The organism is Microbacterium sp. T3-8 (genome assembly GCF_055398145.1).
In genome coordinates this window covers 412,476-435,137 of record NZ_AP027918.1, presented here as the reverse complement: position 1 = coordinate 435,137, position 22,662 = coordinate 412,476, and the positions used below count along the sequence as shown (strand labels likewise).

The 22,662-nt window shown below is 69.2% G+C and carries 24 protein-coding genes; 10 read left to right on the top strand and 14 right to left on the bottom strand.

All coding sequences use genetic code 11. The annotated features are described in order from the left end of the window. Positions 1–156 precede the first annotated feature (156 nt). The 7 genes from ACZ5Y9_RS02065 to ACZ5Y9_RS02035 all read right to left on the bottom strand — a co-directional run bounded on the left by ACZ5Y9_RS02065 (position 157) and on the right by ACZ5Y9_RS02035 (position 7,619). A complete protein-coding gene (locus ACZ5Y9_RS02065) occupies positions 157–861 on the bottom strand; it encodes a GntR family transcriptional regulator (RefSeq protein WP_247633337.1) in 705 nt (234 codons plus the stop codon). A 5-nt stretch (positions 862–866) separates the two neighbouring features. Next, positions 867–1,895: an aldo/keto reductase gene (locus ACZ5Y9_RS02060; RefSeq protein WP_464472131.1), complete on the bottom strand. Its 1,029-nt coding sequence runs from the start codon at positions 1,893–1,895 to the stop codon at positions 867–869. Beyond that, a complete protein-coding gene (locus tag ACZ5Y9_RS02055; RefSeq protein ID WP_464472130.1) occupies positions 1,892–3,061 on the bottom strand; it encodes a mandelate racemase/muconate lactonizing enzyme family protein in 1,170 nt (389 codons plus the stop codon). The genes ACZ5Y9_RS02060 and ACZ5Y9_RS02055 overlap by 4 nt, the downstream gene beginning before the upstream one ends. Beyond that, positions 3,061–3,945 carry a carbohydrate ABC transporter permease gene (locus ACZ5Y9_RS02050; RefSeq protein ID WP_247623950.1) on the bottom strand — a complete coding sequence of 295 codons (885 nt, stop codon included), beginning with the start codon at positions 3,943–3,945 and terminating at the stop codon, positions 3,061–3,063. The genes ACZ5Y9_RS02055 and ACZ5Y9_RS02050 overlap by 1 nt, the downstream gene beginning before the upstream one ends. Beyond that, positions 3,938–4,900: a carbohydrate ABC transporter permease gene (locus ACZ5Y9_RS02045; protein ID WP_464472129.1), complete on the bottom strand. Its 963-nt coding sequence runs from the start codon at positions 4,898–4,900 to the stop codon at positions 3,938–3,940. Before ACZ5Y9_RS02045 ends, ACZ5Y9_RS02050 begins: the two co-directional genes overlap by 8 nt. 13 nt (positions 4,901–4,913) lie before the next feature. Continuing rightward, positions 4,914–6,173, bottom strand: a complete 1,260-nt coding sequence (locus ACZ5Y9_RS02040) for an ABC transporter substrate-binding protein (RefSeq protein ID WP_464472128.1) — start codon at positions 6,171–6,173, stop codon at positions 4,914–4,916. Between the two features lie 96 nt (positions 6,174–6,269). Beyond that, the gene (locus ACZ5Y9_RS02035; RefSeq protein WP_464472127.1) at positions 6,270–7,619 is read right to left on the bottom strand and encodes an alpha-L-fucosidase; all 1,350 of its coding nucleotides are present in this window, start codon (positions 7,617–7,619) and stop codon (positions 6,270–6,272) included. Positions 7,620–7,704: 85 nt separating this feature from the next. On the opposite strand from ACZ5Y9_RS02035, the gene ACZ5Y9_RS02030 reads away from it, so the two are divergent. Together ACZ5Y9_RS02030 and ACZ5Y9_RS02025 are read left to right on the top strand one after the other, a co-directional pair. After that, entirely contained in the window at positions 7,705–9,033 is a 1,329-nt protein-coding gene (locus ACZ5Y9_RS02030; RefSeq protein WP_464472126.1) for an alpha-L-fucosidase, read from the top strand. 26 nt (positions 9,034–9,059) lie between these two features. Next, positions 9,060–9,386 (top strand): L-rhamnose mutarotase, encoded by a 327-nt coding sequence (locus tag ACZ5Y9_RS02025; protein ID WP_464472125.1) that lies wholly within the window; start codon positions 9,060–9,062, stop codon positions 9,384–9,386. Positions 9,387–9,538: 152 nt separating this feature from the next. Here the strand turns inward: ACZ5Y9_RS02025 and ACZ5Y9_RS02020 are convergent, their stop codons facing one another. The 3 genes from ACZ5Y9_RS02020 to ACZ5Y9_RS02010 are packed head-to-tail and all read right to left on the bottom strand — an operon-like array spanning position 9,539 to position 10,790. Next, positions 9,539–9,745, bottom strand: a complete 207-nt coding sequence (locus ACZ5Y9_RS02020) for a hypothetical protein (RefSeq protein WP_464472124.1) — start codon at positions 9,743–9,745, stop codon at positions 9,539–9,541. A 23-nt stretch (positions 9,746–9,768) separates the two neighbouring features. After that, positions 9,769–10,320 carry a hypothetical protein gene (locus ACZ5Y9_RS02015; protein ID WP_464472123.1) on the bottom strand — a complete coding sequence of 184 codons (552 nt, stop codon included), beginning with the start codon at positions 10,318–10,320 and terminating at the stop codon, positions 9,769–9,771. Beyond that, positions 10,317–10,790 (bottom strand): hypothetical protein, encoded by a 474-nt coding sequence (locus ACZ5Y9_RS02010; protein ID WP_464472122.1) that lies wholly within the window; start codon positions 10,788–10,790, stop codon positions 10,317–10,319. Before ACZ5Y9_RS02010 ends, ACZ5Y9_RS02015 begins: the two co-directional genes overlap by 4 nt. Before the next feature lie 168 nt (positions 10,791–10,958). On the opposite strand from ACZ5Y9_RS02010, the gene ACZ5Y9_RS02005 reads away from it, so the two are divergent. After that, positions 10,959–12,455: a hypothetical protein gene (locus tag ACZ5Y9_RS02005; protein WP_464472121.1), complete on the top strand. Its 1,497-nt coding sequence runs from the start codon at positions 10,959–10,961 to the stop codon at positions 12,453–12,455. 114 nt (positions 12,456–12,569) lie between these two features. Here ACZ5Y9_RS02005 and ACZ5Y9_RS02000 read toward each other — a convergent pair whose 3' ends face one another. Beyond that, positions 12,570–13,634 carry a LacI family DNA-binding transcriptional regulator gene (locus ACZ5Y9_RS02000; protein ID WP_464472120.1) on the bottom strand — a complete coding sequence of 355 codons (1,065 nt, stop codon included), beginning with the start codon at positions 13,632–13,634 and terminating at the stop codon, positions 12,570–12,572. Between the two features lie 60 nt (positions 13,635–13,694). On the opposite strand from ACZ5Y9_RS02000, the gene ACZ5Y9_RS01995 reads away from it, so the two are divergent. The 3 genes from ACZ5Y9_RS01995 to ACZ5Y9_RS01985 all read left to right on the top strand — a co-directional run bounded on the left by ACZ5Y9_RS01995 (position 13,695) and on the right by ACZ5Y9_RS01985 (position 16,521). Next, positions 13,695–14,921, top strand: a complete 1,227-nt coding sequence (locus ACZ5Y9_RS01995) for an MFS transporter (RefSeq protein WP_464472119.1) — start codon at positions 13,695–13,697, stop codon at positions 14,919–14,921. A 165-nt stretch (positions 14,922–15,086) separates the two neighbouring features. Then, positions 15,087–15,782, top strand: coding sequence for an endonuclease NucS (gene nucS / locus ACZ5Y9_RS01990; protein WP_247623961.1), 696 nt, complete (start codon positions 15,087–15,089; stop codon positions 15,780–15,782). Between the two features lie 70 nt (positions 15,783–15,852). Then, a complete protein-coding gene (locus ACZ5Y9_RS01985; RefSeq protein ID WP_247633349.1) occupies positions 15,853–16,521 on the top strand; it encodes an HAD hydrolase-like protein in 669 nt (222 codons plus the stop codon). A 208-nt stretch (positions 16,522–16,729) separates the two neighbouring features. Here the strand turns inward: ACZ5Y9_RS01985 and ACZ5Y9_RS01980 are convergent, their stop codons facing one another. After that, a complete protein-coding gene (locus ACZ5Y9_RS01980; RefSeq protein ID WP_247623963.1) occupies positions 16,730–16,936 on the bottom strand; it encodes a cold-shock protein in 207 nt (68 codons plus the stop codon). Positions 16,937–17,603: 667 nt separating this feature from the next. Between ACZ5Y9_RS01980 and ACZ5Y9_RS01975 the strand changes: the two genes are divergently transcribed. Continuing rightward, entirely contained in the window at positions 17,604–18,401 is a 798-nt protein-coding gene (locus tag ACZ5Y9_RS01975) for a shikimate 5-dehydrogenase (RefSeq protein WP_464472759.1), read from the top strand. 117 nt (positions 18,402–18,518) lie between these two features. Here the strand turns inward: ACZ5Y9_RS01975 and ACZ5Y9_RS01970 are convergent, their stop codons facing one another. Next, complete coding sequence (locus ACZ5Y9_RS01970) at positions 18,519–19,709, bottom strand: MFS transporter (RefSeq protein ID WP_464472118.1); 1,191 nt, start codon at positions 19,707–19,709, stop codon at positions 18,519–18,521. Between the two features lie 114 nt (positions 19,710–19,823). Between ACZ5Y9_RS01970 and ACZ5Y9_RS01965 the strand changes: the two genes are divergently transcribed. Together ACZ5Y9_RS01965 and ACZ5Y9_RS01960 are read left to right on the top strand one after the other, a co-directional pair. Then, positions 19,824–20,273: a MarR family winged helix-turn-helix transcriptional regulator gene (locus ACZ5Y9_RS01965; RefSeq protein ID WP_247957317.1), complete on the top strand. Its 450-nt coding sequence runs from the start codon at positions 19,824–19,826 to the stop codon at positions 20,271–20,273. Positions 20,274–20,411: 138 nt separating this feature from the next. Next, the gene (locus ACZ5Y9_RS01960) at positions 20,412–21,104 is read left to right on the top strand and encodes an aspartate/glutamate racemase family protein (protein WP_464472117.1); all 693 of its coding nucleotides are present in this window, start codon (positions 20,412–20,414) and stop codon (positions 21,102–21,104) included. Between the two features lie 4 nt (positions 21,105–21,108). On the opposite strand, the gene ACZ5Y9_RS01955 is transcribed toward ACZ5Y9_RS01960, so the two are convergent. Continuing rightward, positions 21,109–22,152, bottom strand: a complete 1,044-nt coding sequence (locus tag ACZ5Y9_RS01955; RefSeq protein WP_247623967.1) for a zinc-binding alcohol dehydrogenase family protein — start codon at positions 22,150–22,152, stop codon at positions 21,109–21,111. A gap of 70 nt (positions 22,153–22,222) precedes the next feature. Here ACZ5Y9_RS01955 and ACZ5Y9_RS01950 point away from each other — a divergent pair, with 70 nt between their 5' ends. Beyond that, complete coding sequence (locus ACZ5Y9_RS01950) at positions 22,223–22,585, top strand: winged helix-turn-helix transcriptional regulator (protein WP_247623968.1); 363 nt, start codon at positions 22,223–22,225, stop codon at positions 22,583–22,585. The last annotated feature ends 77 nt before the right edge of the window (positions 22,586–22,662 follow it).

Below are 22,662 nucleotides of genomic sequence, written 5' to 3'. Positions count from 1 at the left end.
TACCTGGCGTTAGGGAACCGTTAGGCCGCGGCCGTGAGGCGGGGCCCTTCGACAGGCTCAGGGACCCACGGTCGCGACCTCAGGGACCCACGGTCGCGACCTCAGGGACCACCACGACCGGGTCGCTGAGCCTGTCGAAGCGGGGCGCCCCGGGAGCTACTCCGAGCGCGCCGCGAGCACCGGGCCGAGGCGGGCGTAGGAGTTGGTGATGTGGGTGAGCATGGCGGCTGCCGCGGCATCCGCATCGCGATCGCGCAGGGCGGAGAGGATCTTCTCGTGCTCGCTGACCGTGTCGTCTTCGAAGTCGTGACGGAAGTTGAGCCGGTAGAGGTGCATGTGCGAGCGCAGCCGCACGATCGCCTCCGAGAGCAGCGGGCTCTGGGCGTGCTCGGCGATGAGGTGATGGAAGTGCAGGTCCTCGTCGATGAAGCGGCGGTAGTTCTCGAAGTGCTCGTCGTCGTCGGGGGCGGATGCCGTGCGCATCTGCGCCACCGAGGCGGTTAGCTCGGCCTCGGTCTCGGCGTCGATGTGCGTCGTCGCGCGGCGTGCCGCTTCGGGCTCGAGGAGTTCGCGCATGTCGTAGAGGTCGCGCAGGCCGTCGGCATCGAGCAGCGGGGTGGCGACGTAGCCCTTGAGCGCGCGCTTGATCACGAGCCCCTCGGACTCGAGGCGGGTGAGTGCTTCGCGCACCGGGGTCGGCGAGACGTCGAGGTCGCGGGCGACCGCGTCGATGTTCACGCGGGCACCGGGTTCGATCACCCGGTCCATGAGCAGCCCGAGCACGGCGTCGTAGACGTCGTCGACGAGGGCACGGCGGGCGGGCAGAGCCCGTGGTCCACGGGCTTCGTCGTCGCTGAACATGAGTCTCATCGTACGGGTTGCCCTTCTCGCGCCCGCGGCTGCCGCGCGGAGGCATCCGTTCCGAGCAGGCCCTGCTCCTGCAGTTCGCGCCAGACATCCTCCGGCACCGGTCGGTCGGCGAGCGCGCTGTTCTGCGCGAGCTGGGCGGCGCTGGCCCCGCCCAGCACGACGGCGGCGACGGCCGGATGCCGCAGCGGGAACTGCACCGCGAGCTCGGGCAGCGTGCGCCCGTGCCGATGCGCGATGCGCGCGATCTCCTGCGCGCGCTCGACGACCGCGCGGTCGGCCGGACCGTAATCGAACAGGCTCCCCTGCCCGGGGGTATCGGTCGCGAGGATGCCGGAGTTGAAGACGGCCGCGGCGAGCACCGAGACATCGCGCTCGGCGGCGAGGGGCAGCAGGTCGTCGCCGGCGGACTGGTCGAGCAGCGTCCAACGCCCGGCGACCATCATCACGTCGGCATCCGTCTCGCGCACGAACCGGGCGAGCATCGCGCTCTGGTTCATGCCCGCCCCGAACGAGCGGATCACGCCCTGGTCGCGCAGGTCGCTGAGCGCGGGGAAGGCGCCGTCGAGGGCCTCGGCCTCGAAGTCGTCGGGGTCGTGCACCAGCACCAGGTCGATCCGGTCGAGGCCGAGCCGCGTGAGCGAGTCGTCGATCGAGCGCAGCACCCCGTCGCGCGAGTAGTCGCGCACGCGCCGATGATCGGCGGGCACGGCGAACAGGTTGTCGAGGTCGGTGCGGCCCGCGGCATCCTGCGGCACGAGCAGCCGTCCGACCTTGGTCGAAACGATGTACTCCTCGCGCGGCAGCGCGTGCAGGCTCTCGCCCAACCGCCGCTCGGCCAGACCGAGACCGTAGTGCGGGGCGACGTCGAAGTAGCGGATGCCGCCGGCCCACGCCGCGGGCACCACCTCGGGCCAGGCGTCGTCGGCGAGCGCGCTGTAGAGGTTGCCGAGCGCGGCCGCGCCGTACCCGATCGGCGGGGCCGAGAGTCCGCCGCGACCGATGCGCACGGGAACGGGACGGGTCACGAGACGATCAACCGCCCGAGCGCCGCGTCGTCCCACGCGATGCCGAGGCCCGCCGTGGTCGGCGCCCAGCCGCGACCGCCCTCGATGCGCAGCTCGTCGGTGGTGACGGCCCGCAGCTGCGGGATGTGCTCGAGGTAGAGGGCGTTCGGGATGGCGCACACGAGCGACACGTGCAGCTCCATGAGGAAGTGCGGGGCGACGGGGGCGTTGAACGATTCCGCCAGGTGCGCGATCTTGAGCCAGGGCGTGATGCCACCGACCCGCGCGACATCGGGCTGCACGATCGAGGCGCCCCCGCGCTGCAGGTGCTCGCGGAAGTGGCCGATCGAGTACATGCTCTCGCCGACCGCGATCGGCACCGAGGTCGACCGGGCGAGCTGGCGGTGGCCCTCGATGTCTTCCGCGGGCAGCGGCTCCTCGAACCAGAACACGTCGACCTGCTCGAAGAGGCGCGCACGGCGCACCGCCTCCGAGACCGTGAACGACTGGTTGGCGTCGACCATGATGTCGAGGTCGTCGCCGACGGCATCGCGCACGGCCCGCAGACGCTCGAGGTCCTGGTGACCGCGGGGCTTGCCGACCTTGATCTTCACCCCGCCCATGCCGCGCTCCTTCGAGGCGACCGCGTGCGCGACGAGCTCGTCGACGGTGAGGTGCAGCCATCCGCCCTCGGTGTCGTACATCGGGATCGACGGCGAGGCTCCCCCGCCGGCGACCCACAGCGGCAGGCCGGCGCGGCGGGTCTTCGCATCCCACACCGCCGTGTCGACCGCGGCGAGCGCGAGCGCGGTGATCGGACCGACGGTGGTGGCGCGGGTGATGCCGAACAGCGCGAGCCACACCGCCTCGGGCCTCTCGGCCTCCAGCCCGATCAGTGCGGGCAGCAGCGTCTCGCGCAGCAGGCTCAGCACCGCCCCGCCGCCCGTGCCGATCGTGTAGCTGTATCCCACACCCTCGGTGCCGTCGGCCGTGCGGATCCGCACGAAGATCGTCTCCTGCTTGACGAAGGTCTGCAGGGCGTCGGTGCGCACGGTCTCGACCGGCAGGTCGACGAGCTGCGCCTCGACGTGCACGATCCGGCTGCCCGCCGTCACATCGGCGAAAGCAGCGTGGGCCGCGGTGGTGGCGTCGAGGATGCTCGAGCCGGTGTTCTGCGATGCGTTCATCATCGTCCTCCGAGTCCGCCCAGGGTGACCCCCTTGATGAGCTGCCGTTGCAGCAGCAGCACGAGGATCAACGAGGGGATGACGGCGAGCGTCGACGCCGCCATGAGTAGCGACCATTGCGTGCCGAACTGGCCGGTGAACATCCCCAGCCCGAGCGGCACGGTCGCCATGTCCTGTGTGTTGATGATGATCAGCGGCCACAGGTACGAGTTCCAGTAGCCGATGAACGAGAAGACCGCGAGCACGCTCAGCGGTGCGACCAGCTGCGGCAGCAGCACCGACCAGAGCGTGCGCAGGCGCGAGGCACCGTCGATGAGCGCGGCCTCCTCGTACTCGATCGGGATCGTGAGGAAGAACTGTCGCATGAGGAACGTGCCGAACGCGGTGAAGGCGAACGGGATGATGAGCGCGCCGTAGGTGTCGTTCCAGCCCCAGCTGTTGATCATGATGAACAGCGGCACGACGAGCACCTCCTGCGGCAGCACGAGCGTGAGCACGAACAGCAGGAAGAGCTTGTCGCGGAACTTGAAGCGCAGCCGCGAGAAGGCGTAGGCCGAGAGCACGGCGACGACGACAGAGAGCGCGGCACCGGCGATCGCGACGATGAGCCCGTTGAGGATGAAGCGCCCGAAGGGCACGACCGTCCACGCCTCGACGAAGTTCGCCCAGCGGATCTCGGACCCGAAGATCTGCGGCGTCGCCGTGAAGACCTCGTTCTCGGGTTTGAGGGCCGTGAGGAACATCCAGATGAAGGGGAACGCGAAGATCAGCGCGACGAGCGCGATCGCAGCGGTGTTCAACCACTCCTTGAGGGTCGATCGGCGCTGGTGCCGACGGCGCGGCAGGATCAGCAGCGCGGTCGCCGAGAGGTCACGATCACTCATAGTTCACCCACTTGCGCTGGCCGACGAACTGCAGGGCCGTGATGAGCATCACCACGACGAAGAGGATCCACGCGAGGGCGGAGGCGTAGCCGAGCCGGTCGAAGACGAAGCCGTTGCGGTAGAGGTACAGCACGAACGTGTTGGTGCTCTCGCCCGGGCCGCCCTGTGTGAGGAACAGCGGTTGGACGAAGACCTGGAAGGCGCCGATCATCGTCATGGTCGAGCAGAAGAAGAGCGAGGGCGAGAGCAGCGGGAGGATGATGTACCGCAGTCGCTGCCAGGCGCTGGTGCCGTCGATGCGGGATGCTTCGAGCAGCTCTTTCGGGATGGCGCTGAGTCCCGCCGACAGCACGATGACGTTGTAGCCGAACGACTGCCACACCGACATCGCGATCACCGAGGGCAGTGCCCAGGCCGAGTCGGAGAGCCAGTTGGGTCCGTCGATGCCGACGGTGGCGAGCATCGAGTTCACGAGACCGTCCTGCGAGAGCAGCAGCCGCCAGACGAGGGCGTTCGCGACCATCGGGGTGATGACCGGGAGGAAGAAGATCACCCGCCACGCGCCCGCGGCCTTCATGCGGGTGTTGAGCCAGAGCGAGATCGTGAGAGCGACGAACAGGTTCAGCGCCGTGTAGACCACGGCGAAGATGACCGTATTGCCGAGCACCGTGTAGAAGGTCGGGTCGCGGAACAGCTTGACGTAGTTCTCGAGGCCGATGAAGTCGGGGCTTCCGAACAGCTTCCAGTCGAAGAGGCTGATGAAGGCCGACCCGAACAGCGGCGTGAGGATGAAGAGGACGAACCCGATCATCCCGGGGGCGAGGAACGCCACCGCCACCCACCCGTTCCCGCGCCGACGCGGCAGCCGCGGCCCCGGCGGGGCGGGGGCGCCGATGGGCACCCCCGCCACGCCGGGCATCGCGGAGGAGGCCGTGGCCTCGCTCCGGTCGCTCATGATCGCCATCCGCTCAGCCCGCGACCGAGTTCGTGATCGTGTCCATGATCTCCTCCGCCGTCAGCTCACCCCGGTAGCCCTGCACGCCGTACTGCGTCATCAGGGTCTCGACCTGGTTCCAGGTCGGGGTCGTGCGCTGCGGGGTCGCGTTCGAGAGCAGAGCCTCGACCACCTCCGACGAGCCCTCGGTCTTGCCCTCGGCCCAGGCCGGGAGCGCCTCGATGCGGGCGGGAACGATGCCGCGGGCCTCGGCCTGCTTCTCCTGCACCGACAGCGAGGTGAGCGCCTCGATGGCCGCGAACGCCTCGTCGGGGCGGTCGCAGTTCGCCGCGATGCCGAAGCCGGAGCCGGCGGTCATCGCCGCGGCGTCGCCGCTGGTCGACGGAACGATCGAGACGCCGAGGGTGAAGTCCGCGGCATCCGCGAAGCTGCCGTACATCCACGGACCCTCGATGAGCATCGGCACCTCGCCGCTGGTGAAGGCCTGCTGCGAGACCTCCGAGCCGTCGGCGGCCTCGGGGGCCTTCGCGACGCCCTCGACCGCGACGAGGTCGAAGAAGCTCTGGATCTGCTCGACGAACTCGGGGTTGGTGAGGTCGAGCTCGCCGTCCTCGGTGACCGCGGGCACGCCGTCGGCCAGCGACCATGCGTTCGGGATGAAGATGCCGGGCGCGAGCGCGAGGCCCTTCTTGTCGCCGTCGGTGAGCGCCTTGGCATCCGACACGAACTGGTCGCGCGTGTAGGTCGCACCCGGCAGCTCGAGGCCGGCGGCCTGGAAGGCCTCGACGTTGTAGAAGAGCACGATGGGCTCGGCGTCGTAGGGGATCGCACGGATCGTGCCGTCGACCGTCATGCCGCTGAGCATCGACTCGTCGATGTTCTCGATGTCGAAGCCGCTCTTCTCGATCAGGTCGTCGAGGGGCATGAGCAGGTCGCCGAGCTCCTGTGCACGGGCGGCCTGGGTCGTGAGCAGGCAGGGCGGGTTGGCACCCGAGAGGCGGGTCTTCACCTTGGTCCAGTAGTCGGAGAAGCTCGGCCCCTCGACCGAGATGTCGAGGTCGGGATCCTCGGCCTGCGCCCCGGAGATGAAGTCGGCCCACTGGGCCTGGTCGCCCTCGCTCGCGGCCCAGGTGTAGAGCACGAGCGGGCCGCCCGCCTCGCCGCCGCCTCCCCCGCCGCCGCCGCTCGCGCACCCCGCGAGAGCGAGGGCGCTGAGGCCGGCGACGCCGGTGAGGATGAGGCGCTTCGCGCGCCGGTTCGAGACTGCATTCATACTGACTGCCTCCTTCATTGGATGCTGCAACTGATGCGTGTGTTGTTGAGGGGGTGTTGCTCGGGTTACTGCGGTACTGCTCGGATCACTCGGGTATCACTCGGTGGAGAAGTCGATGGCGATGACGTCGATGAGGGCACCGCTGGGGGATGCCGGTGCGACGATGCGCAGCTCGCCGGAGTCGTCGCCGGCGGTGGATGCCTCGTGCACCTCGAAGCTCGCGTCGTGCTGCAGTTCGAGGCCGTCGGCGAGCCGGTGCACCCGCGTGATGCGCCGCACCGGCAGACCGCGCACGATGATCTCGTCGACCGGGATCGCGGTCAGGTGCAGGTAGAGGCGCCCTTCGCGGGCGGTCGTCGGACCGTGGAAGTCGATGCCCTGCGTGGGCTCCACACCGATCACGGATTCGGCGTGCGCGTGCATCCACTCGGCGAACTCCTGCAGGCGCTCGTTCTCGACCTCGGGCAGGGTGCCGTCGGGGCCGGGGCCGACGTTGAGCAGCAGGTTGCCGCCGCGCTCGACCACGTCGATGAGGGTCACCAGCAGCGACCGCGCGGACTTCTCGTTGTCGGGGTGCGTGCGCCAGGCCCAGTGGTCGCCGATCGTGAGGCACAGCTCCCACGGACCGGTGGGCACTGTGAGCGGGAACCCCTGCTCGGGCGTGCGGTAGTCGCCCTGCCCGGGGAGGCGGTCGTTGATCACGACGTCGGGCTGCAACTCCTTGATCAGGCGACGCAGACCCGGAGCGGTCCACTCCGCCGCCGAGCGCTCCCAGTCGCCGTCGAACCAGAGCAGGTCGATCGTGCCGTAGTTCGTGAGCAGCTCGGTCAGCTGCGCCCGCACGTACTCGAGGTAGCGCGACCACTCCTCGGGGCTGGAGCGACGGTGACGATCGGTGGCATCCGGGGTGTCGGCGAACTCGGGCATGCCGGCGGCGGGCCAGTGCTCGAGCTTGTAGGGCAGGTCTTCATCGCGGAACGCCGGGTAGTCGGGGTGGTTCCAGTCGGGGAGGCTGTAGTAGATGCCGACCTTGAGCCCCTCGGCGCGCACGGCGTCGACGAACTCGCGGGTGATGTCGCGACCGAAGGGGCCGTGCTCGACCCCGAAGTCCGACTGCTCCGTGAAGAACATGTTGTATCCGGCATGGTGGCGCGCGGTGAAGACGACGTACGTGGCACCGGCCGCCTTCGCGCGGCGAGCGAGGTCGGCGGCATCCCAGTTCTGCGGGTCGAACGTGGGCGCGGTGGCCTGGTATTCGGCGACGGTCACCGCGTCGTCGACGGCATCCACGCCCGGGATGATCGAGCGGCCGACCAGCGGCCAGGAGATCTCGATGCCCTGCTGGGATGCCTGGTCCCAGTGCACGAAGATGCCGAAGCCCGCGCCGCTGAACCATTCACCGCCGGGGATGCGGGTGGTGGGGCGTCGGAAGTCTGCCGGTGTCATTGAAGCTCCTCGTTGAGTTCCAGATTTCCTATAGGATAGGTGATAGTCGAAGCAATTCACAAGGGTGTGACGAAGGGTGCCGATGATGGCCATGTTCAAGACCGATCCTGTTCGCCCCGCGCAGTACCGCGCGTTCGAGCGCCCGCTGCCGGAGTGGTTCCGCGGCGCGGCGCTGGGGATCTTCGTGCACTGGGGGCCGTACTCGGTGCCCGCCTGGGCCGAGCCGACCGGCGAGCTCGGAGCCGTGCCGCGCGAGGAGTGGTACGCCCACAACCCCTACGCCGAGTGGTACGCCAACACGATCCGCATCGAGGGATCGCCCGCGCACCGGCACCAGCAGGAGGTACACGGCGGAGCCCCCTACGACGACTTCCTCGACCAGTGGAAGGCCGAGGAGTTCGACGCCGACGAGGTGCTCGCGGTCGTCGCCGCGACCGGCGCCGGGTACTTCATCCCCACCACCAAGCACCACGACGGCGTCACCCTGTGGGACGCGCCGGCCACCGATGGACGCAACACCGTCGCCCGGGGACCGCAGCGCGACCTGATCGCCGAGTTCGCCGACGCCACCCGCGCCCGCGGCCTGCGCTTCGGCGTCTACTACTCCGGCGGTCTCGACTGGCACTTCTCCGACCTGCCGCCCATCGACCGCGACGACGCCCCGGCCCCCGACGACCTCGCCTACGCCGAGTACGCGCACGATCACGTCATCGACCTCATCGACCGCTACCGCCCCGACATCCTCTGGGGCGACATCCGCTGGCCGCAGGCCGGGATCGAACCGGGGCCCAAGAGCCTCGCGCACGCGTTCCAGGCGTTTTATGACGCGGTGCCCGAGGGCGTCGTCAACGACCGGTGGGGCGAGTCGCACTGGGACTTCCGCACCAGCGAGTACGTGCACGGCACCGCGGTCGAGGTCGGCGAGGCGTGGGAGAACTGCCGCGGCATCGGCCTCTCCTTCGGGCACAACCGCAACGAGGGTACCGAGCACCTCCTCACCGCCGACGAGGCCGTGCGCCTGCTCGTCGACGTCGTGTCGCGCGGCGGCAACCTGCTGCTGAACATCGGACTCGAGGCATCCGGTCGCATCCCCGACGCGCAGCGGCAGACGCTCGAGGGGCTGGGCGAGTGGAACCAGCGGTTCGGGCATGCCGTCTTCGGCGCCCGGCCCGAGCCGCGCCTGCAGCCATCCGACGAGCCGTGGGTGCGCTGGACCCGCACCGACGGCGCCGTGCATGCCGTGACCGATCAGCGCGGAAGCATCCGTCTGCCCGATCCCGACGGCCTGCTCGACGAGACGAGCGCGCGCATCGGCGACGAGCCGGTCTCGGCCTCGCGCGACGGAGATGCCATCGTGGTGGAAGCAGCGGATGCCGCGATCCCCGTCGCGATCTCCTTCCGCCCGCGCGACTGACCCGCACGACCGACGAAAGGATGCCCATGCGCATCGCCCTGCACTCCGAGATCCGCGACGGCGCGATCGACGACTACCGCACGCACCACGCCCGGATCCCGGATGCCCTCGCGGCGACGTTCGCGCGCATCGGTATCCACGACTGGACGATCTGGCGTTCGGGCCAGCGGCTGTTCCACCTGGTCGAGTGCGACGACTGGGATGCCGCCGTCGCCGAGCTCGACGAGGACCCGGCGAACGCCGAGTGGCAGAAGGACATCGGCCGCTTCGTCGAACTGTTCCGCGGCCCGGACGGCGCCGAGGGCTTCGCCCCGATCGAACAGGTCTGGGACCTCCGCGCCCAGGTCGACTGAGATCCTTCGTCTCGTCGCTTCGCTCCTCGCTCAGGGACCGAGCCGCCGGTTCCTGAGCGAGCGAAGCGAGACGAAGGGGCGGGCCCGCGTCGCTGACAAGAACTGGGTCGCTGAGCCTGTCGAAGCGTCCCCCACGCGAACACCCTGTCCTCTCAAAGCAGCTCCATCGCCGCCGTCACCAACAGCACGCCACCGCACACGATCGTGAACGCGCCCACCACCGCGATGCGCACGATCGGGCGTCCGCGAATCGAGTCGTCAGCCACTGGCTCTCCATAGAACATGCGGAGACCGCGATACATGAGCCGCACGAAGGGCCGTCTCACCAGGATCGCGATGATCCCGACGGCGACGAGCACTCCCCCGATGATGAGGTCAGGATTCACTCGCACGGCTCCGCACTGTACGACCCGTCGGCGCGCATCCATCCGTCCGGCTGCCAGTCCTCGATCGACGCGACATCATCCTCGAAGAAGAACTGAGCGAACGACTGCACACCATCAACTTCGAGAGTGACAGCGATGTTGTCCGGATCCGAGGGGTATCCGGAATCGGCCGTGACGGTCAGCCCCGCGGGGAGCGCGGCGGTGTCGATGACCGATCCGCCGACGATCTCCGCCGAGCCCGACGCTTCGAACGAAACGTCGCCGCGCGCGGTGTTCGATCGCCGCGCCACCCACATGTCAACGAAGACGAGCGTTCCGGGATCACCGCAGTACGCGATGGCCAGATTCCCGTCCACCTTCGACAACTTCAGTGGCGCGTCTGTGTACTCCCCGGGGAAAGGGAGGTTGCACCCGGTGAGCCCGACAGCAAGGATCGCCGCTATGCCGACGCCGGCGCAGATCCTCCGGATTCGGTGAACATTCCCCTGAGGCGTCGTCGCGCGGTTCCGCACGACGGCCCCGTCGACCCCACCACCGTCGTGGTTCACCCGCACGGCTCTTCGCTGTACGACCCGTCCGCGCGCATCCATCCGTCCGGCTGCCAGTCCTCGATCGACGCGACATCATCCTCGAAGAAGAACTGAACGCTCGACTTCATACCGTCGACCTCGACAGTGACGTCTATGTTGTCCAAGTCTGCGGGGAATCCTGAGTCGTCCGCGACGGTCATTCCGGAGGGGAGGGAGGAAGGCCCGATGATCGTTCCGGTGAGAATCTCCGCCGTTCCTGACGCTTTGAAGGCGACCTCACCATACGAGGTGTCCGACCGTTGCGCCCACCACATAACGACATAGACGAGCGTCCCGGGATCGCCGCAGTAGGCAATGGCCGGGCTCCCATCCACCTTCGACAACTTCAGCGGCGAGTTCGTGTACTCGCCCGGGAACGGGAGGTTGCACCCGGTGAGCCCGACAGCGAGCATCCCCGCTAGGCCGATACCGGCGCAGATCCTCCGCATGCGCTGACTATACAACTGCGGCATCGAGCGGCCATGGGGCGGGGCCCTTCGACAGGCTCAGGGACCCAGTTCGTGTTCATCCCACGCCACTGGGTCGCTGACAAGAACTGGGTCGCTGAGCCTGTCGAAGCGTCCCCCACGAGAACACGGTCGTGGCAGAGTAAGCCCGTGACGCGGACGTGGGTGCGAGAGCTCGGGGGATGGGTGATGGCCGCCGCCGTGGCGCTCATCGTCGCGGCATCCGTCGCTTCCTCCGTCCGAGCCGACCTGCTGTTCCGCGACGGTGACTCTCTCATCGTCGCGATGCTCTCGCGTTCGCTGCTCGCCGGCGACTCGCTTGACTGGGCGATGTCGAGCGTGCTGTTCCTGCCCGAGACGGCGGTCTTCACCGGTCTCGACGCGGCGCTGCCGCTGGACGCGAACGGACTCTTCGCCGTGAGCGCGGTCGTGAACCTGCTCGCCCTCTACGGCGCGCTGCGGCTCGTCGCCGGGCGACGGCGAGAAGGACGGGCACCGGTCGCCTGGTCGGTGGTCGCTCTCGCCGCGTTCGGCGTGCTCGCGATGACCGAGACCTCGGCCTCGCGCGACGCCCTCGAACTCGCCTCGCTGCAGCTCACGACCACGTACTACTCGGCGACGGTCGTCGGGGTCGTTCTCGTGCTCGGCATCGCCCGACGGATGCTCGACGGCGCCCACCTCGTGCCGATGTCTCTCGTGCTCGGCGCCGTGGCCCTCGTCTCGACGCTGTCGAACCCGCTTTTCGCGGCGTGGGCGACCGTACCGCTCGGCGCGATCGCGATCATCGGCGCCCTGCGTGCAGCCACGCGGCGGCGGATGCTGACCGTTCTCGCTGCACTCATCGGCGGCACCGCGCTCGGCTTCGCCGCGCGTATTCCGTTCTCGGCATGGATCGCGAACACCGGTGCCGGATACGCCCAGCCCGACCTCTGGCGCGAGTCGATCGGTTACTACGGCGACCTGCTCGCGGCGCGGCTCTCGACACCGCCCGGGGTCGTCGCGCTCCTCGTCGTCTTCGCCCTGATCGCGCTGGCCGTCGTACGGACCGTGAGGGTCGACGATCCCGGCTCACGGTTCGTCGCCGTGGCTGGCTGGGCCCTGCCAGTGCTGGTCGCCGTCGGGGCGATCGTGCTCGGCACGCACGCCGCGCGCTACCTGCAACCGGTCGCGTTCGCCCCGGCGCTCGCGCTCGTGGCGATGCCGAGCACGCTGCGGTTGCCGACACGACTCCGGCGGCAAGCGGCGGCGGTCGCGGCGGTGATCCTGCTGGTCGGCGGCGGCCTCAGCATCCCCCGCCTGAGTGACGCCGCGAACGCGTCAGATGCGGATGCCGCGTGCGTGACCGACTGGGTCGAGGCATCCGCCCGCACCGGCGCCGGGCAGTTCTGGACCGTTCGTCTGCCCAAGCTCCACCTCGACGACCCGTCGCAGCTCGTGCAGGTCGACCACCAGCTCAACGGCTACGCGTGGCTCGTGAACCGGACGGACTTCGACACCGAAACCGTGTCGTTCCTCGTCGAGGATGCTCAGACGGTCGAGTGGGAACTGCCGATCCAGGCGATCCCCGACGAGATCATCGAGTGCGGCCGCTACCGGATCCTCGACTTTGGCGAGACGGAGCTGCCCCTGGGGCCGCAGCGCAGTTGACGTGCTGCGTGGTGGGTGCTTCGACAGGCTCAGCAACCCAGTTTTCGGCTCAGCAACCCAGTTTCCGCTACTGGGTCCCTGAGCCTGTCGAAGGGCCCCACCCCGAGAAGGGCCTCAGCGCGCCGGAACCCCGGTCGTCGTGCCGGGCCGGAACACGCACGTCAGGTTCTGCGTCTCCCCGGCCTCGCCGCCGAGCATCCGCGCGACCTGCTCGCCGGCGGCGCGCCCCTTCTCGACGGCCGGCTGCACGGTCGTCGTGAGCGACTGCCCACCGAGCCCGTCGATCGCGATGCCGTCGAACCCGGCGACCGAGACGTCCTCCGGCACCCGCAGGCCGAGTTCCTCCGCGGCGCGGATCACACCGACCGCGAGCAGGTCGCTCTGCGCGAGCACGGCGGTGGGTCGGGTCGCGGCGTCGGCGAGCAGCATCCGTCCGATGACGATGCCCTCGTCGATGAAGCTGCCGGATGCCGAGATCGCCGGAGCGTCGGGGAAGACGCGACGCATGCCCTCGAGCCGGTCGACGGTCACCCCGACGGTCGCGGCGGCGAGGCGCTCGGGCGTGACGGGTCCGCGTTCGCGGTCGTGGCCGAGCGTGAGGGTGATGAGGGCGACGTCGCGATGCCCGAGGTCGTAGACGTGCTGGGCGACTTCGGCCGAGGCATCCGCGTTGTCGAGTGCAATGCGGGGGATCGTGCCGTCGCCCGGGTCGCCCTCGATCACGACCACCGGCAGGCCGCGACCGCGCACCACCTCGACGGACTCGCGCGTGCGACCCGACCAGCCGATCAGCACGTAGGCGTCGACCGGGGCGCTGGCGAGGCCGGGGCCGTCTTCGCCCGGCTCGTCGCGCATGAGCAGGATGCCGGCGCTGAGCTCGGCGAGCCCGTCGGCGAGACCGTCCATCATGGCGGTGGTGACGGGGTCGAGGAAGGCGTTGCGCAGGTGCCCCTCGAAGACCACGGCGACGATGCCGCTGCGTCCGAGTCGCAGCGAGGCGGCCCGCGGGTCGGGGCCCGCGTAGCCGAGGTCGGCGGCGGCGGCGAGCACGCGCTCGCGGGTGGCGTCGGCGACCTTGGCCTTGCCGCTGAAGACGACGGATGCCGTCGACGTCGCGACTCCTGCCTCACGGGCGACGTCGGCGATGGTCGCGCGCCGAGGCGGCTCCTGACTGCTCATGCTTCGAGAATAGCCCGCCCGCCTTTCCGCGCGTCGAATCGATTCGATAGGATGACGCGCATGGATGCCGTCCTCACCCGCTCGCAGTTCGTCCGCTGGCGCGCCGCGATCTTCGCGATCTTCATGGCCAGCGGTCTGTCGATCGCCACGTGGGCGTCGCGCGTCCCCAGCATCAAAGCCGATCTCGACCTCGACAACGCGCAGGTCGGACTCATCCTGCTCGGCATGGGCATCGCCTCGATCATCGGTATCTCGACGAGCCCCGCCGTCATGGCCCGCACCGGCGCGCGCGTCGGCATGCTCACGATGATGCTGATGTTCTCGGCGGGCATCGCGCTCGTCGGCTTCGGGTCCACCGTGTTCGGCTCGGTGCCGCTCGTGCTCGCCGGCATGGTGCTGTTCGGATTCGGCAACGGATGCCTCGACGTCATGATGAACGTCGAGGCCACGGCGATCGAGCAGCAGATGGGCAAGACGGTGCTGCCGGTGTTCCACGCGTTCTTCAGCTTCGGTACCGTGATCGGCGCGGGAATCGGCGCGCTGGCCGCCTGGCTGCAGCTCACCGTCGCGACCCACGCGGGCATCATGGGCATGCTGCTCGCTCTCGTCGCCGTCGCCACTTTCCTGCAGGTTCCCGTGCGCGAGGCCGCGCTCGATCCCGAACCCGCCGAGAAGCCCGCCTGGCGCGAGCGCCTGCACACCTCGCTCGAGGCGTGGCGCGAGCCCCGCACCTACCTCCTCGGCGTCGTCATGCTGGGCATGGCCTTCGCCGAGGGCGGCGCGAACGACTGGATCGCTCTCGGCACCGAGCAGGGTCACGGCTTCACGACGGGCACCGGTGCCATCGCCCTCGCCGTCTTCTCGGTCGGGATGACCGTGGTGCGCCTCTTCGGCGGACCCCTCGTCGACCGCTTCGGCCGTGTGGCGGTGCTGCGCGTGCTCGCGGTGTCGGCGGCGAGCGGTGTGCTGCTGTTCATCCTCGCCCCGAACCTGCCCCTGGTGCTGGTCGGCGCGGCACTCTGGGGCATCGGCGCCTCGCTCGGCTTCCCGATCGGCATGTCGGCGGCGGCCGACGACCCCGCCAAGGCCGCAGCCCGCGTCAGCGCCGCCGCGACCATCGGCTACGTCGCCTTCCTCGGCGGCCCTCCCGTGCTCGGCTTCATCAGCGAGCACATCGGCCTGCTCAACACGCTGTTCATCCTGGTCGCCCTGATCGTGGCATCCGGCCTGTTCTCCGGCGCCGCCCGCCCGCTCCGCGCCGACGAGAAGGTGTCTGCGACGAAGTAGGCGCGTCGGCCGCGCGGCATCCGCCTGCCGCTGCGCCCTCCGACACTCAACCCGCGAGACGATCCCGTCGACCGTGCGTCGAAGGTGAGCACCCGCGCCCCAGCCCTGCGCAGACTCGCGAACCCGTCGCGCGAGAACCCGCGCGCGACGAAGTAGGCTCGTCGGGTGCGTCTCGTCATCGCCCGCTGCTCGGTCGACTACACCGGTCGGCTCAATGCCCATCTTCCGCTTGCCACGCGTCTGCTCGTGCACAAGGGAGACGGGAGTCTGCTCGTGCACTCCGACGGCGGCAGCTACAAGCCGCTGAACTGGATGAGCCCGCCGTGCACCCTCACCACCGAGGAGCCCGGCGAGGAAGAAGCGAGCGCCGGCGTCGTCGAGGTATGGCGGGTCAGCCACAAGAAGACCGGCGATGCGCTGCGCGTGCAGATCTACGAGGTCATCCACGACACCTCGCACGAGCTCGGCATCGACCCCGGCCTGCAGAAGGACGGCGTCGAGGCCGACCTGCAGCGCCTCCTCGCCGAGCAGGTCGAGCGCATCTCCGAGGGCGCGACGCTCGTGCGCCGCGAGTATCCGACGGCGATCGGCCCGGTCGACCTGCTGGTGCGGGATGCCGACGGCGCCGCCATCGCGGTCGAGATCAAGCGCCGCGGCGACATCGACGGCGTCGAGCAGCTCACCCGCTACCTCGAACTCCTCGGCCGCGACCCGCACCTCTCCCCCGTGCAGGGCGTGTTCGCCGCGCAGGAGATCAAGCCGCAGGCGCGCGTGCTCGCCGAGGACCGCGGCATCCGCTGCCTCGTTCTCGACTACGACGACATGAAGGGCATCGAGTCGGGCATCCCCCGCCTGTTCTGACGCCTGCCCCCATCTGCACGTCCGTGCACCGTGTGCGATCACGCGCCCCGCGCCCCATAGGCTGGAGGGCATGGCCTCCTCCCCTTACTCCTGCGTGCTGTGGGATGTCGATGGCACGATCGTCGACGCCTCGGTGGGCATTCTGCGCCGCCTGAACGTCGCCCTCACTCACTTCGGGCACCCGGCGCCGACGCGCGAGCAGCTCGTGCACTGGATCGGGCCGCCCATGTTCCAGTCGTTCCAGGATCAGGCGGGCATGACGCCCGAGCAGTCCGCCGAGGCCGTGTCGTTCTACCGCACGCTCGGCAAGGCCGACGGCTACACGACCGACGTCACCACCTACCCCGGGGTGACCGACCTGATCCACGACGTGCACGCCGCCGGCATCCCGCAGGCGACCGCGAGTTCGAAGCCCGAGAACCAGGTCGACGCCCTGATCGATCACTTCGACCTGCGCGCCGACTTCGTCACGACGGTCGGAGCGACGCCCGACGAGTCGACCCTCGCCTCGAAGACCGACATCGTGGCCGAGGCGCTGCGCCGCCTCGAAGAGCGCGGCGCCGACGTCTCGCGCCCGGTGCTCATCGGCGATCGTCACCACGACGTCGAGGGCGGCAACGCCAACGGCGTTCCGGTGATCTTCGTCGAGTGGGGCTTCAGCGACGCGCACGAGGGTGACGACGCGGCGTTCCGCGCAGCATCCGTCGACGAGCTGCGCGCACTGCTGCTCTCGGCCTGACGCCGATCGGTCGCGTACCCAACTCAGGAAGACTCGACCGATCGGGCGCGATTCGGGCCGGATCCGGCGGAAATCGCCCGTTCTTCCTGAGTTAGTGCACGCCGACCGACGCGTCGCCCGCCCCGGAATCACCCCGAAAAGCACAAAGCTCCCCGCCGGATGTCACCGATGGCGACGGATCCGGTCGGGGAGCGATGCTCCTGCCCGCTCAGAGGGGGCGGATGTTCTCTGCCTGCAGGCCCTTGGGGCCCTGCGCCACGTCGAACTCGACTCGCTGGTTCTCTTCGAGAGACCGGTAGCCGGAGGAATCGATTGCGGAGTAGTGCGCGAAGACGTCAGCGCCTCCGTCGTCGGGGGAGATGAAGCCGAAGCCCTTCTCCGAGTTGAACCACTTGACCGTGCCCTGGGTGCTCATGTACTGCCTGTTCTGCTGGAAAAAATAGCCGACGCAGGGATGCACCGACATCGCTAACGCTAGTGGAGGAGACCCCGAGGGCAATAGCCGCAATCAGAAGGTAATCCAAATGTTGCACGAGCGGCACGGTAGCGGGGGCGTCGTGCGCCGACGCCCCCGAGGACGGACCCTCGCTCAGAAAATGGTGTGGCCCTCACCGCGGGGGGAGCGATGAGGGCCGAAGACGACCGGAGGGTGCGTCAGATTCCACTGTACCTCTTTTTTTGGATCCGTGTCCCCCATTTGGGGGACAAATCTCAAAAAAAGTGCAATCATGTCGATAGCGGCCCCCTCGAGTAGCCCATTGGGGACTGACCTACTCGAGAGGGCCCAATCGCATGCACGGATCGTCTTGCCTCTGGGGAAGGCTTCCCGTCTTCTGGGGAAAGACGGAGACGATCGATCCCCATGTGCATGCATCTTCACCATAGGGGAGGAAGCACGAACACGCTACGACGGGGGCCGTGGCGGAAGCGGCAAGGGTGGGGAGACTGATCCGCAAGGATCGCAGGTTTCGGGAAGAGGCGGGGCGGACAGCACGGGGGCACCTCCGGCGTTCCGCCTCTCCCGAATCCGCGAGGCGCTCGAAGCTGAGTAGCCTGAGCGGGTGACCATGCTGAACAAGGACATGACGCTGTGCATCTCGCTGTCGGCTCGACCGAGCAACAACGGCACGCGCTTCCACAACTTCCTCTACGAGGCCCTCGACCTCAACTGGATCTACAAGGCCTTCGCGCCGACCGATCTCGCCCAGGCGATCGCGGGCGTGCGCGGCCTCGGCATCCGCGGGTGCGCGATCTCGATGCCCTATAAGGAAGACGTCATCGCGCTCGTCGACCGCATGGACGAGTCGGCCTCGGCGATCGACTCGGTCAACACGATCGTGAACGACGACGGCGTGCTCACCGCGTACAACACCGACTACTCGGCCATCGCCCAGCTCATCCAGGAGAACGGCTTGAATGCCGCAGCCTCGGTGCTGCTGAAGGGATCGGGCGGCATGGCCAAGGCCACAGCCGCCGCCTTCCGCGACGCCGGATTCGCGAACGTGACCATCGTCGCCCGCAACGAGCGGGCAGGGCGCGCCCTCGCCGACCTGTACGGCTTCGCCTGGCAGGCGGATGCCGGAGACAGCACCGCCGACATCATCGTGAACATCACCCCGATCGGCATGGCCGGCGGGCCCGATGAGCACACGCTGTCGTTCTCGGAGGAGGCGGTGGCCGCGGCATCCGTCGTCTTCGACGTCGTGGCGCTGCCCGCCGAGACGCCGCTCGTGCGCGCGGGCCGCGCGGCGGGGAAGACGGTCATCAGCGGCGCCGAGGTCGCGACGCGGCAGGCGCTCGAGCAGTTCGTGCTGTACACCGGCATCCGCCCGTCGGCCGAGCAGGTGCGCCAGGCCGAGGAGTTCATGCGCGCGCAGTAGTCGCCCGGGCGGAGCGCTTCGACAGGCTCAGCGACCCAGCAACCGGGTCCCTGAGCTTGTCGAAGGGCCCCACAAACTGGGTCCCTGAGCTTGTCGAAGGGCCCCACCCCGAGATCCTCAGACCGAGACGAGCTCGACCGACTCCGCGCGGTGCGCGCGCCGCGCCGCAGAGGCCGCCCGCGCCGCGAACACCATGATCACCAGGGCGGATGCCGTGATCGCCGCGCCGATCCAGATGGGGGAGGTGTAGCCGAGCCCGGCGGCGATCCCCACACCTCCGGCCCAGGCGCCGAGCGCGTTGCCGACGTTGAACGCGCCGATGTTCGCGCCCGAGGCGAGCGTCGGCGCCCCACCAGCGAACTGCATGATGCGGCTCTGCAGCGCGGGAACGGTGCCGAAGCCGAAGCCGCCCATCGCGACGAGGATCACCATCGTCGCGGGCTGCGACCACGCGAGCAGGGCGAACGCGACGAGCACGACGACGAGCGCCGCGATGAAGAGAAGGAGCGTGCGGTCGATCGAGCGGTCGGCGAGGCGTCCGCCGATCGCGTTACCGGCCACGAGACCGACGCCGAAGAGCACGAGCAGCCACGGCACGGCGGCGGTGTCGAAGCCCGAGACTCCGGTGAGCGTGTACGCGACGTAGGTGAAGGCGCCGAACATGCCGCCGAAGGCGAGCACCGTGATGACGAGCGACAGCCACACCTGCCCGGAGCGGAACGCCGAGAGCTCCTGCCGCAGGCTCACGACCGCGTCGGCGGAGCGCGGGGCCTTCACGACGGCGGCGATGCCGATCAGGGCGACGACACCGATGACGGTGATCACCCAGAACGTCGCACGCCAGCCGAACTGCTGGCCGATGAAGGTTCCGAACGGCACGCCCAGCACGTTCGCCGCGGTGAGGCCCGTGAACATGATCGAGATCGCACCGGCCTTCTTGTCGGGGGCGACGAGCTCGGAGGCGACGACCGAGCCGATGCCGAAGAAGGCCCCGTGGCACAGCGCCGCGACGATGCGTCCGATCATGGCGCCGGTGTAGTCGGGAGCCATCGCGGTGAGGGCGTTGCCGGCGATGAACAGCACGAGCAGCCCGATGAGCACGGCCTTGCGCGGCAGCCGCACCGTGGCGGCGGTGACGACGAGCGCTCCGACCGCGACGCTCAGCGCGTAGCCGGAGATGAGCCAGCCGGCGGTGGCCTCGCTCACGGCGAAGTCGGCGGCGACCTCGGGCAGCAGGCCCATGATCACGAACTCCGTGAGTCCGATCCCGAAGGCTCCGAGGGCGAGTGCGATGAGTCCGAGTGGCATGGTGGTGCTCCGTGGTGCTCTGATAAGGTAGTTGCAGACGCGGGATATTGCGTCCGGAACACAATGATTGCACGCGCAAGTAGTTTGCGCAAGCAACGACTTTCGGAGGTCACCATGGGCATCTCGGACGACGCCGTCGAGATCCGCGCACGAGGCTGGCGCACACTCGCCGCCCTGCACGGGATCATCGAGACCGAGCTCGAACGCGCACTCGGAGCATCCGTGGGCCTGTCGGTCGTCGAGTACACCGTGCTCGACGCGCTCAGCCGTCAGGACGGCTGGCACATGCGGATGCAGCAGCTCGCGCGCGCGACCGCCCTCAGCCCCAGCGCCACCACCCGCCTCGTCACCCGCCTGGAAGATCGCGGGCTGCTGACCCGCATCCTCTGCGCCGACGATCGCCGCGGCATCTACACCGAGCTCACCGCCGCCGGGCGTGCGCTGTACGACCAGGCGCACCCGATCCACGACGAGACCCTCGAGCGCACGCTCGGCGACGCCATGGATCAGCCCGAGCTCGCCCCCGTCGTGCACGCCCTGCAGGGGAGTTCCGCGCTGGCGTGAGTCTCGCGGCGGGGCGCTTCGACGGGCTCAGCGACCCAGTTGCGTGCACGGCGACCCAGTTTCAGACGCAGCGACCCGTTGCAGAGGCTGGGTCCCTGAGCCTGTCGAAGGGTCCCACACCGCGGATAGCCTGATCGGATGAAGACGATCGGTGTTCTCGGCGGCATGAGCTGGGAGTCCTCCCTCGAGTGGTACCGGCTCGCGAACGAGCGGGTCGCCGCACGACTCGGCGGCTACCACTCGGCCCGCATCCTGCTCGACTCGCTCGACTTCGCCGAGATCGAGGCGTTGCAGGCGCAGGACGACTGGGACTCCGCGGGCGCTCTCCTCGCCGATCGCGCCCGCGCGCTCGAGGCAGCAGGTGCCGAGATCCTCGTGCTTGCGACCAACACCATGCACCTCGTCGCCGACCGGATCACGGATGCCGTCGGCATCCCCTTCCTGCACATCGCTGATGCCGCCGGCGCGGCGGCGTCGGGCGCGGGGCTCGCCACCGTCGGCCTGCTCGGCACCGCCTTCACGATGGAGAAGCCGTTCTACGCCGAGAAGCTCGCGGCGCACGGCATCCGCACCCTCGTTCCGGATGCCGACGACCGCCGCACCGTGCATGCCGTGATCTACGACGAACTGGTGCACGGCGTCGTGCGCGACGAGTCACGACGGGCGTACGTCGAGGTCGTCGACCGGCTGATCGCGCGCGGCGCGGAGGGCATCGTCCTCGGCTGCACCGAGATCGAGCTGCTGCTCACGGCCGACGACGTGCCGGTGCCCGTGTTCCCGACGACCTCGCTGCACGTGGATGCCGCGATCGCGGCGGCGCTGGGCGACTAGCCGATTACTCCGCGCCCCACGGACCGGTCACGACGACCTTCCCGATCGTGCGCGAGGTCTCGACGAGCGCATGCGCCTCGCGAAGGGTCGCCGCATCGAGCGGCGAGAGAGTGGTCGTGAGCGTCGTGCTCACCTCCCCGGCGTCGAGGAGACCGGCGACGCGCGTGAGCAGTTCGTGCTGGTAGTCGTCGTCGGGCTCGTGGATGGGCCGGGTGAACATGAGCTCCCAGTGCCACGTGACGCTCTTGCCCTTGAGCGCGTCGATGCTGCCACCGGTCTCGTCGATCGACACGACCTCGCCGCGGGGGCGGATGACCGCGGCGATGGCGTCGATGTTGCCCGGGGTGAACGAGGTGAAGACGTAGTCGACGCCCCCCGGTGCGATCTCGCGGACGGCGTCGGCGAAGTCGCGCCCGACGACGTGGTCGGCGCCCATCCGCGCCACCCATTCCTCCGACTCCGGACGGGAGGCCACGGCGATCACCGTGAGTCGCGTCAGCGCCCGGGCGAACTGGATGATCAGCGACCCGACCCCGCCCGCAGCACCGATCACGAGCAGGGTGCCCTCGCTGTCGGCGTCGAGGCGGAGCCGATCGAACAACGCTTCCCAGGCGGTGATCGCCGTGAGCGGCACGGCGGCGGCCTCGGCATCCGTCAGCGACTCCGGTGCCGCGCCGACGATGTTCTCGTTCACGAGTTGGAACTGCGCGTCCGATCCTGCACGGTCGACCTGACCGGCGTAGAAGACGCGGTCACCCACGGCGAAACGACGAGCGTCCTCGCCGACGGCGACGACGCGGCCGACGGCGTCGAAGCCGAGCACACGCGGGGCATCCCCCTTCTTCGCACGGCCGCGATTCTTGACGTCGACCGGATTGACCGAGACGGCGTCGACCGCGACGAGCAGGTCGTGTCCGTGGGGAACGGGAGTGGGGATCTCCACGTCGACCATCGAACCCGGATCGGATGCCGCACCGCCGGGCGCGTCGATCGCGAGCATGGTCGCGGGGAGTTCTGCGGGTGTCGTGGGGGACGTCTGTTCTGCCATGGCTCGACCATATCCAGTCCACCCCAGTTACCCGCAAGGGTCTCTAGTATCTTTCGGTTACCATTGCGGGATGACCACGCTCGACACCTGCGCGCTCGGCACCCCGCATGACGTCTACGACGCCCAGTGCCCGTGCCGCGGCGTTCTGGACCTGCTCGCCGACAAGTGGAGCGCGCTCGCGATCGGAGCCCTCGAAGACGGCGCACTGCGGTTCGGCGAACTCAAGAAGCGGCTCATGGGCATCAGCCCGAAGGTCCTCACCGCCACGCTCCGCCGCCTCGAGGACCGAGGCCTGCTCACGCGCGAGGTCTTCGCCGAGGTGCCGGTGCGGGTCGAGTACTCACTGACCGAGCTCGGCATCGATGCCGCTCGCCCTCTGCGCGGACTCCGCGACTGGGTCGAGTTGAACATCGAACGCTTTCCCGCGGTCTGAGGCCGCGCACACCGCGCCCGCAATCCGAACTCTCGGTGAATTGTGCAACGCCTTCGGGATTCCCGCACGACCAGGGT

Coding starts and splice junctions, on each gene's coding strand:
- ACZ5Y9_RS02065 (WP_247633337.1), bottom strand. CDS start 861: ATGTTCAGCGACGACGAAGCCCGTGGACCACGGGCTCTGCCCGCCCGC.
- ACZ5Y9_RS02055 (WP_464472130.1), bottom strand. CDS start 3,061: ATGAACGCATCGCAGAACACCGGCTCGAGCATCCTCGACGCCACCACC.
- ACZ5Y9_RS02050 (WP_247623950.1), bottom strand. CDS start 3,945: ATGAGTGATCGTGACCTCTCGGCGACCGCGCTGCTGATCCTGCCGCGC.
- ACZ5Y9_RS02045 (WP_464472129.1), bottom strand. CDS start 4,900: ATGAGCGACCGGAGCGAGGCCACGGCCTCCTCCGCGATGCCCGGCGTG.
- ACZ5Y9_RS02040 (WP_464472128.1), bottom strand. CDS start 6,173: ATGAATGCAGTCTCGAACCGGCGCGCGAAGCGCCTCATCCTCACCGGC.
- ACZ5Y9_RS02035 (WP_464472127.1), bottom strand. CDS start 7,619: ATGACACCGGCAGACTTCCGACGCCCCACCACCCGCATCCCCGGCGGT.
- ACZ5Y9_RS02030 (WP_464472126.1), top strand. CDS start 7,705: ATGGCCATGTTCAAGACCGATCCTGTTCGCCCCGCGCAGTACCGCGCG.
- ACZ5Y9_RS02025 (WP_464472125.1), top strand. CDS start 9,060: ATGCGCATCGCCCTGCACTCCGAGATCCGCGACGGCGCGATCGACGAC.
- ACZ5Y9_RS02010 (WP_464472122.1), bottom strand. CDS start 10,790: ATGCGGAGGATCTGCGCCGGTATCGGCCTAGCGGGGATGCTCGCTGTC.
- ACZ5Y9_RS02000 (WP_464472120.1), bottom strand. CDS start 13,634: ATGAGCAGTCAGGAGCCGCCTCGGCGCGCGACCATCGCCGACGTCGCC.
- ACZ5Y9_RS01995 (WP_464472119.1), top strand. CDS start 13,695: ATGGATGCCGTCCTCACCCGCTCGCAGTTCGTCCGCTGGCGCGCCGCG.
- ACZ5Y9_RS01985 (WP_247633349.1), top strand. CDS start 15,853: ATGGCCTCCTCCCCTTACTCCTGCGTGCTGTGGGATGTCGATGGCACG.
- ACZ5Y9_RS01980 (WP_247623963.1), bottom strand. CDS start 16,936: ATGAGCACCCAGGGCACGGTCAAGTGGTTCAACTCGGAGAAGGGCTTC.
- ACZ5Y9_RS01975 (WP_464472759.1), top strand. CDS start 17,604: ATGACGCTGTGCATCTCGCTGTCGGCTCGACCGAGCAACAACGGCACG.
- ACZ5Y9_RS01970 (WP_464472118.1), bottom strand. CDS start 19,709: ATGCCACTCGGACTCATCGCACTCGCCCTCGGAGCCTTCGGGATCGGA.
- ACZ5Y9_RS01965 (WP_247957317.1), top strand. CDS start 19,824: ATGGGCATCTCGGACGACGCCGTCGAGATCCGCGCACGAGGCTGGCGC.
- ACZ5Y9_RS01960 (WP_464472117.1), top strand. CDS start 20,412: ATGAAGACGATCGGTGTTCTCGGCGGCATGAGCTGGGAGTCCTCCCTC.
- ACZ5Y9_RS01955 (WP_247623967.1), bottom strand. CDS start 22,152: ATGGCAGAACAGACGTCCCCCACGACACCCGCAGAACTCCCCGCGACC.
- ACZ5Y9_RS01950 (WP_247623968.1), top strand. CDS start 22,223: ATGACCACGCTCGACACCTGCGCGCTCGGCACCCCGCATGACGTCTAC.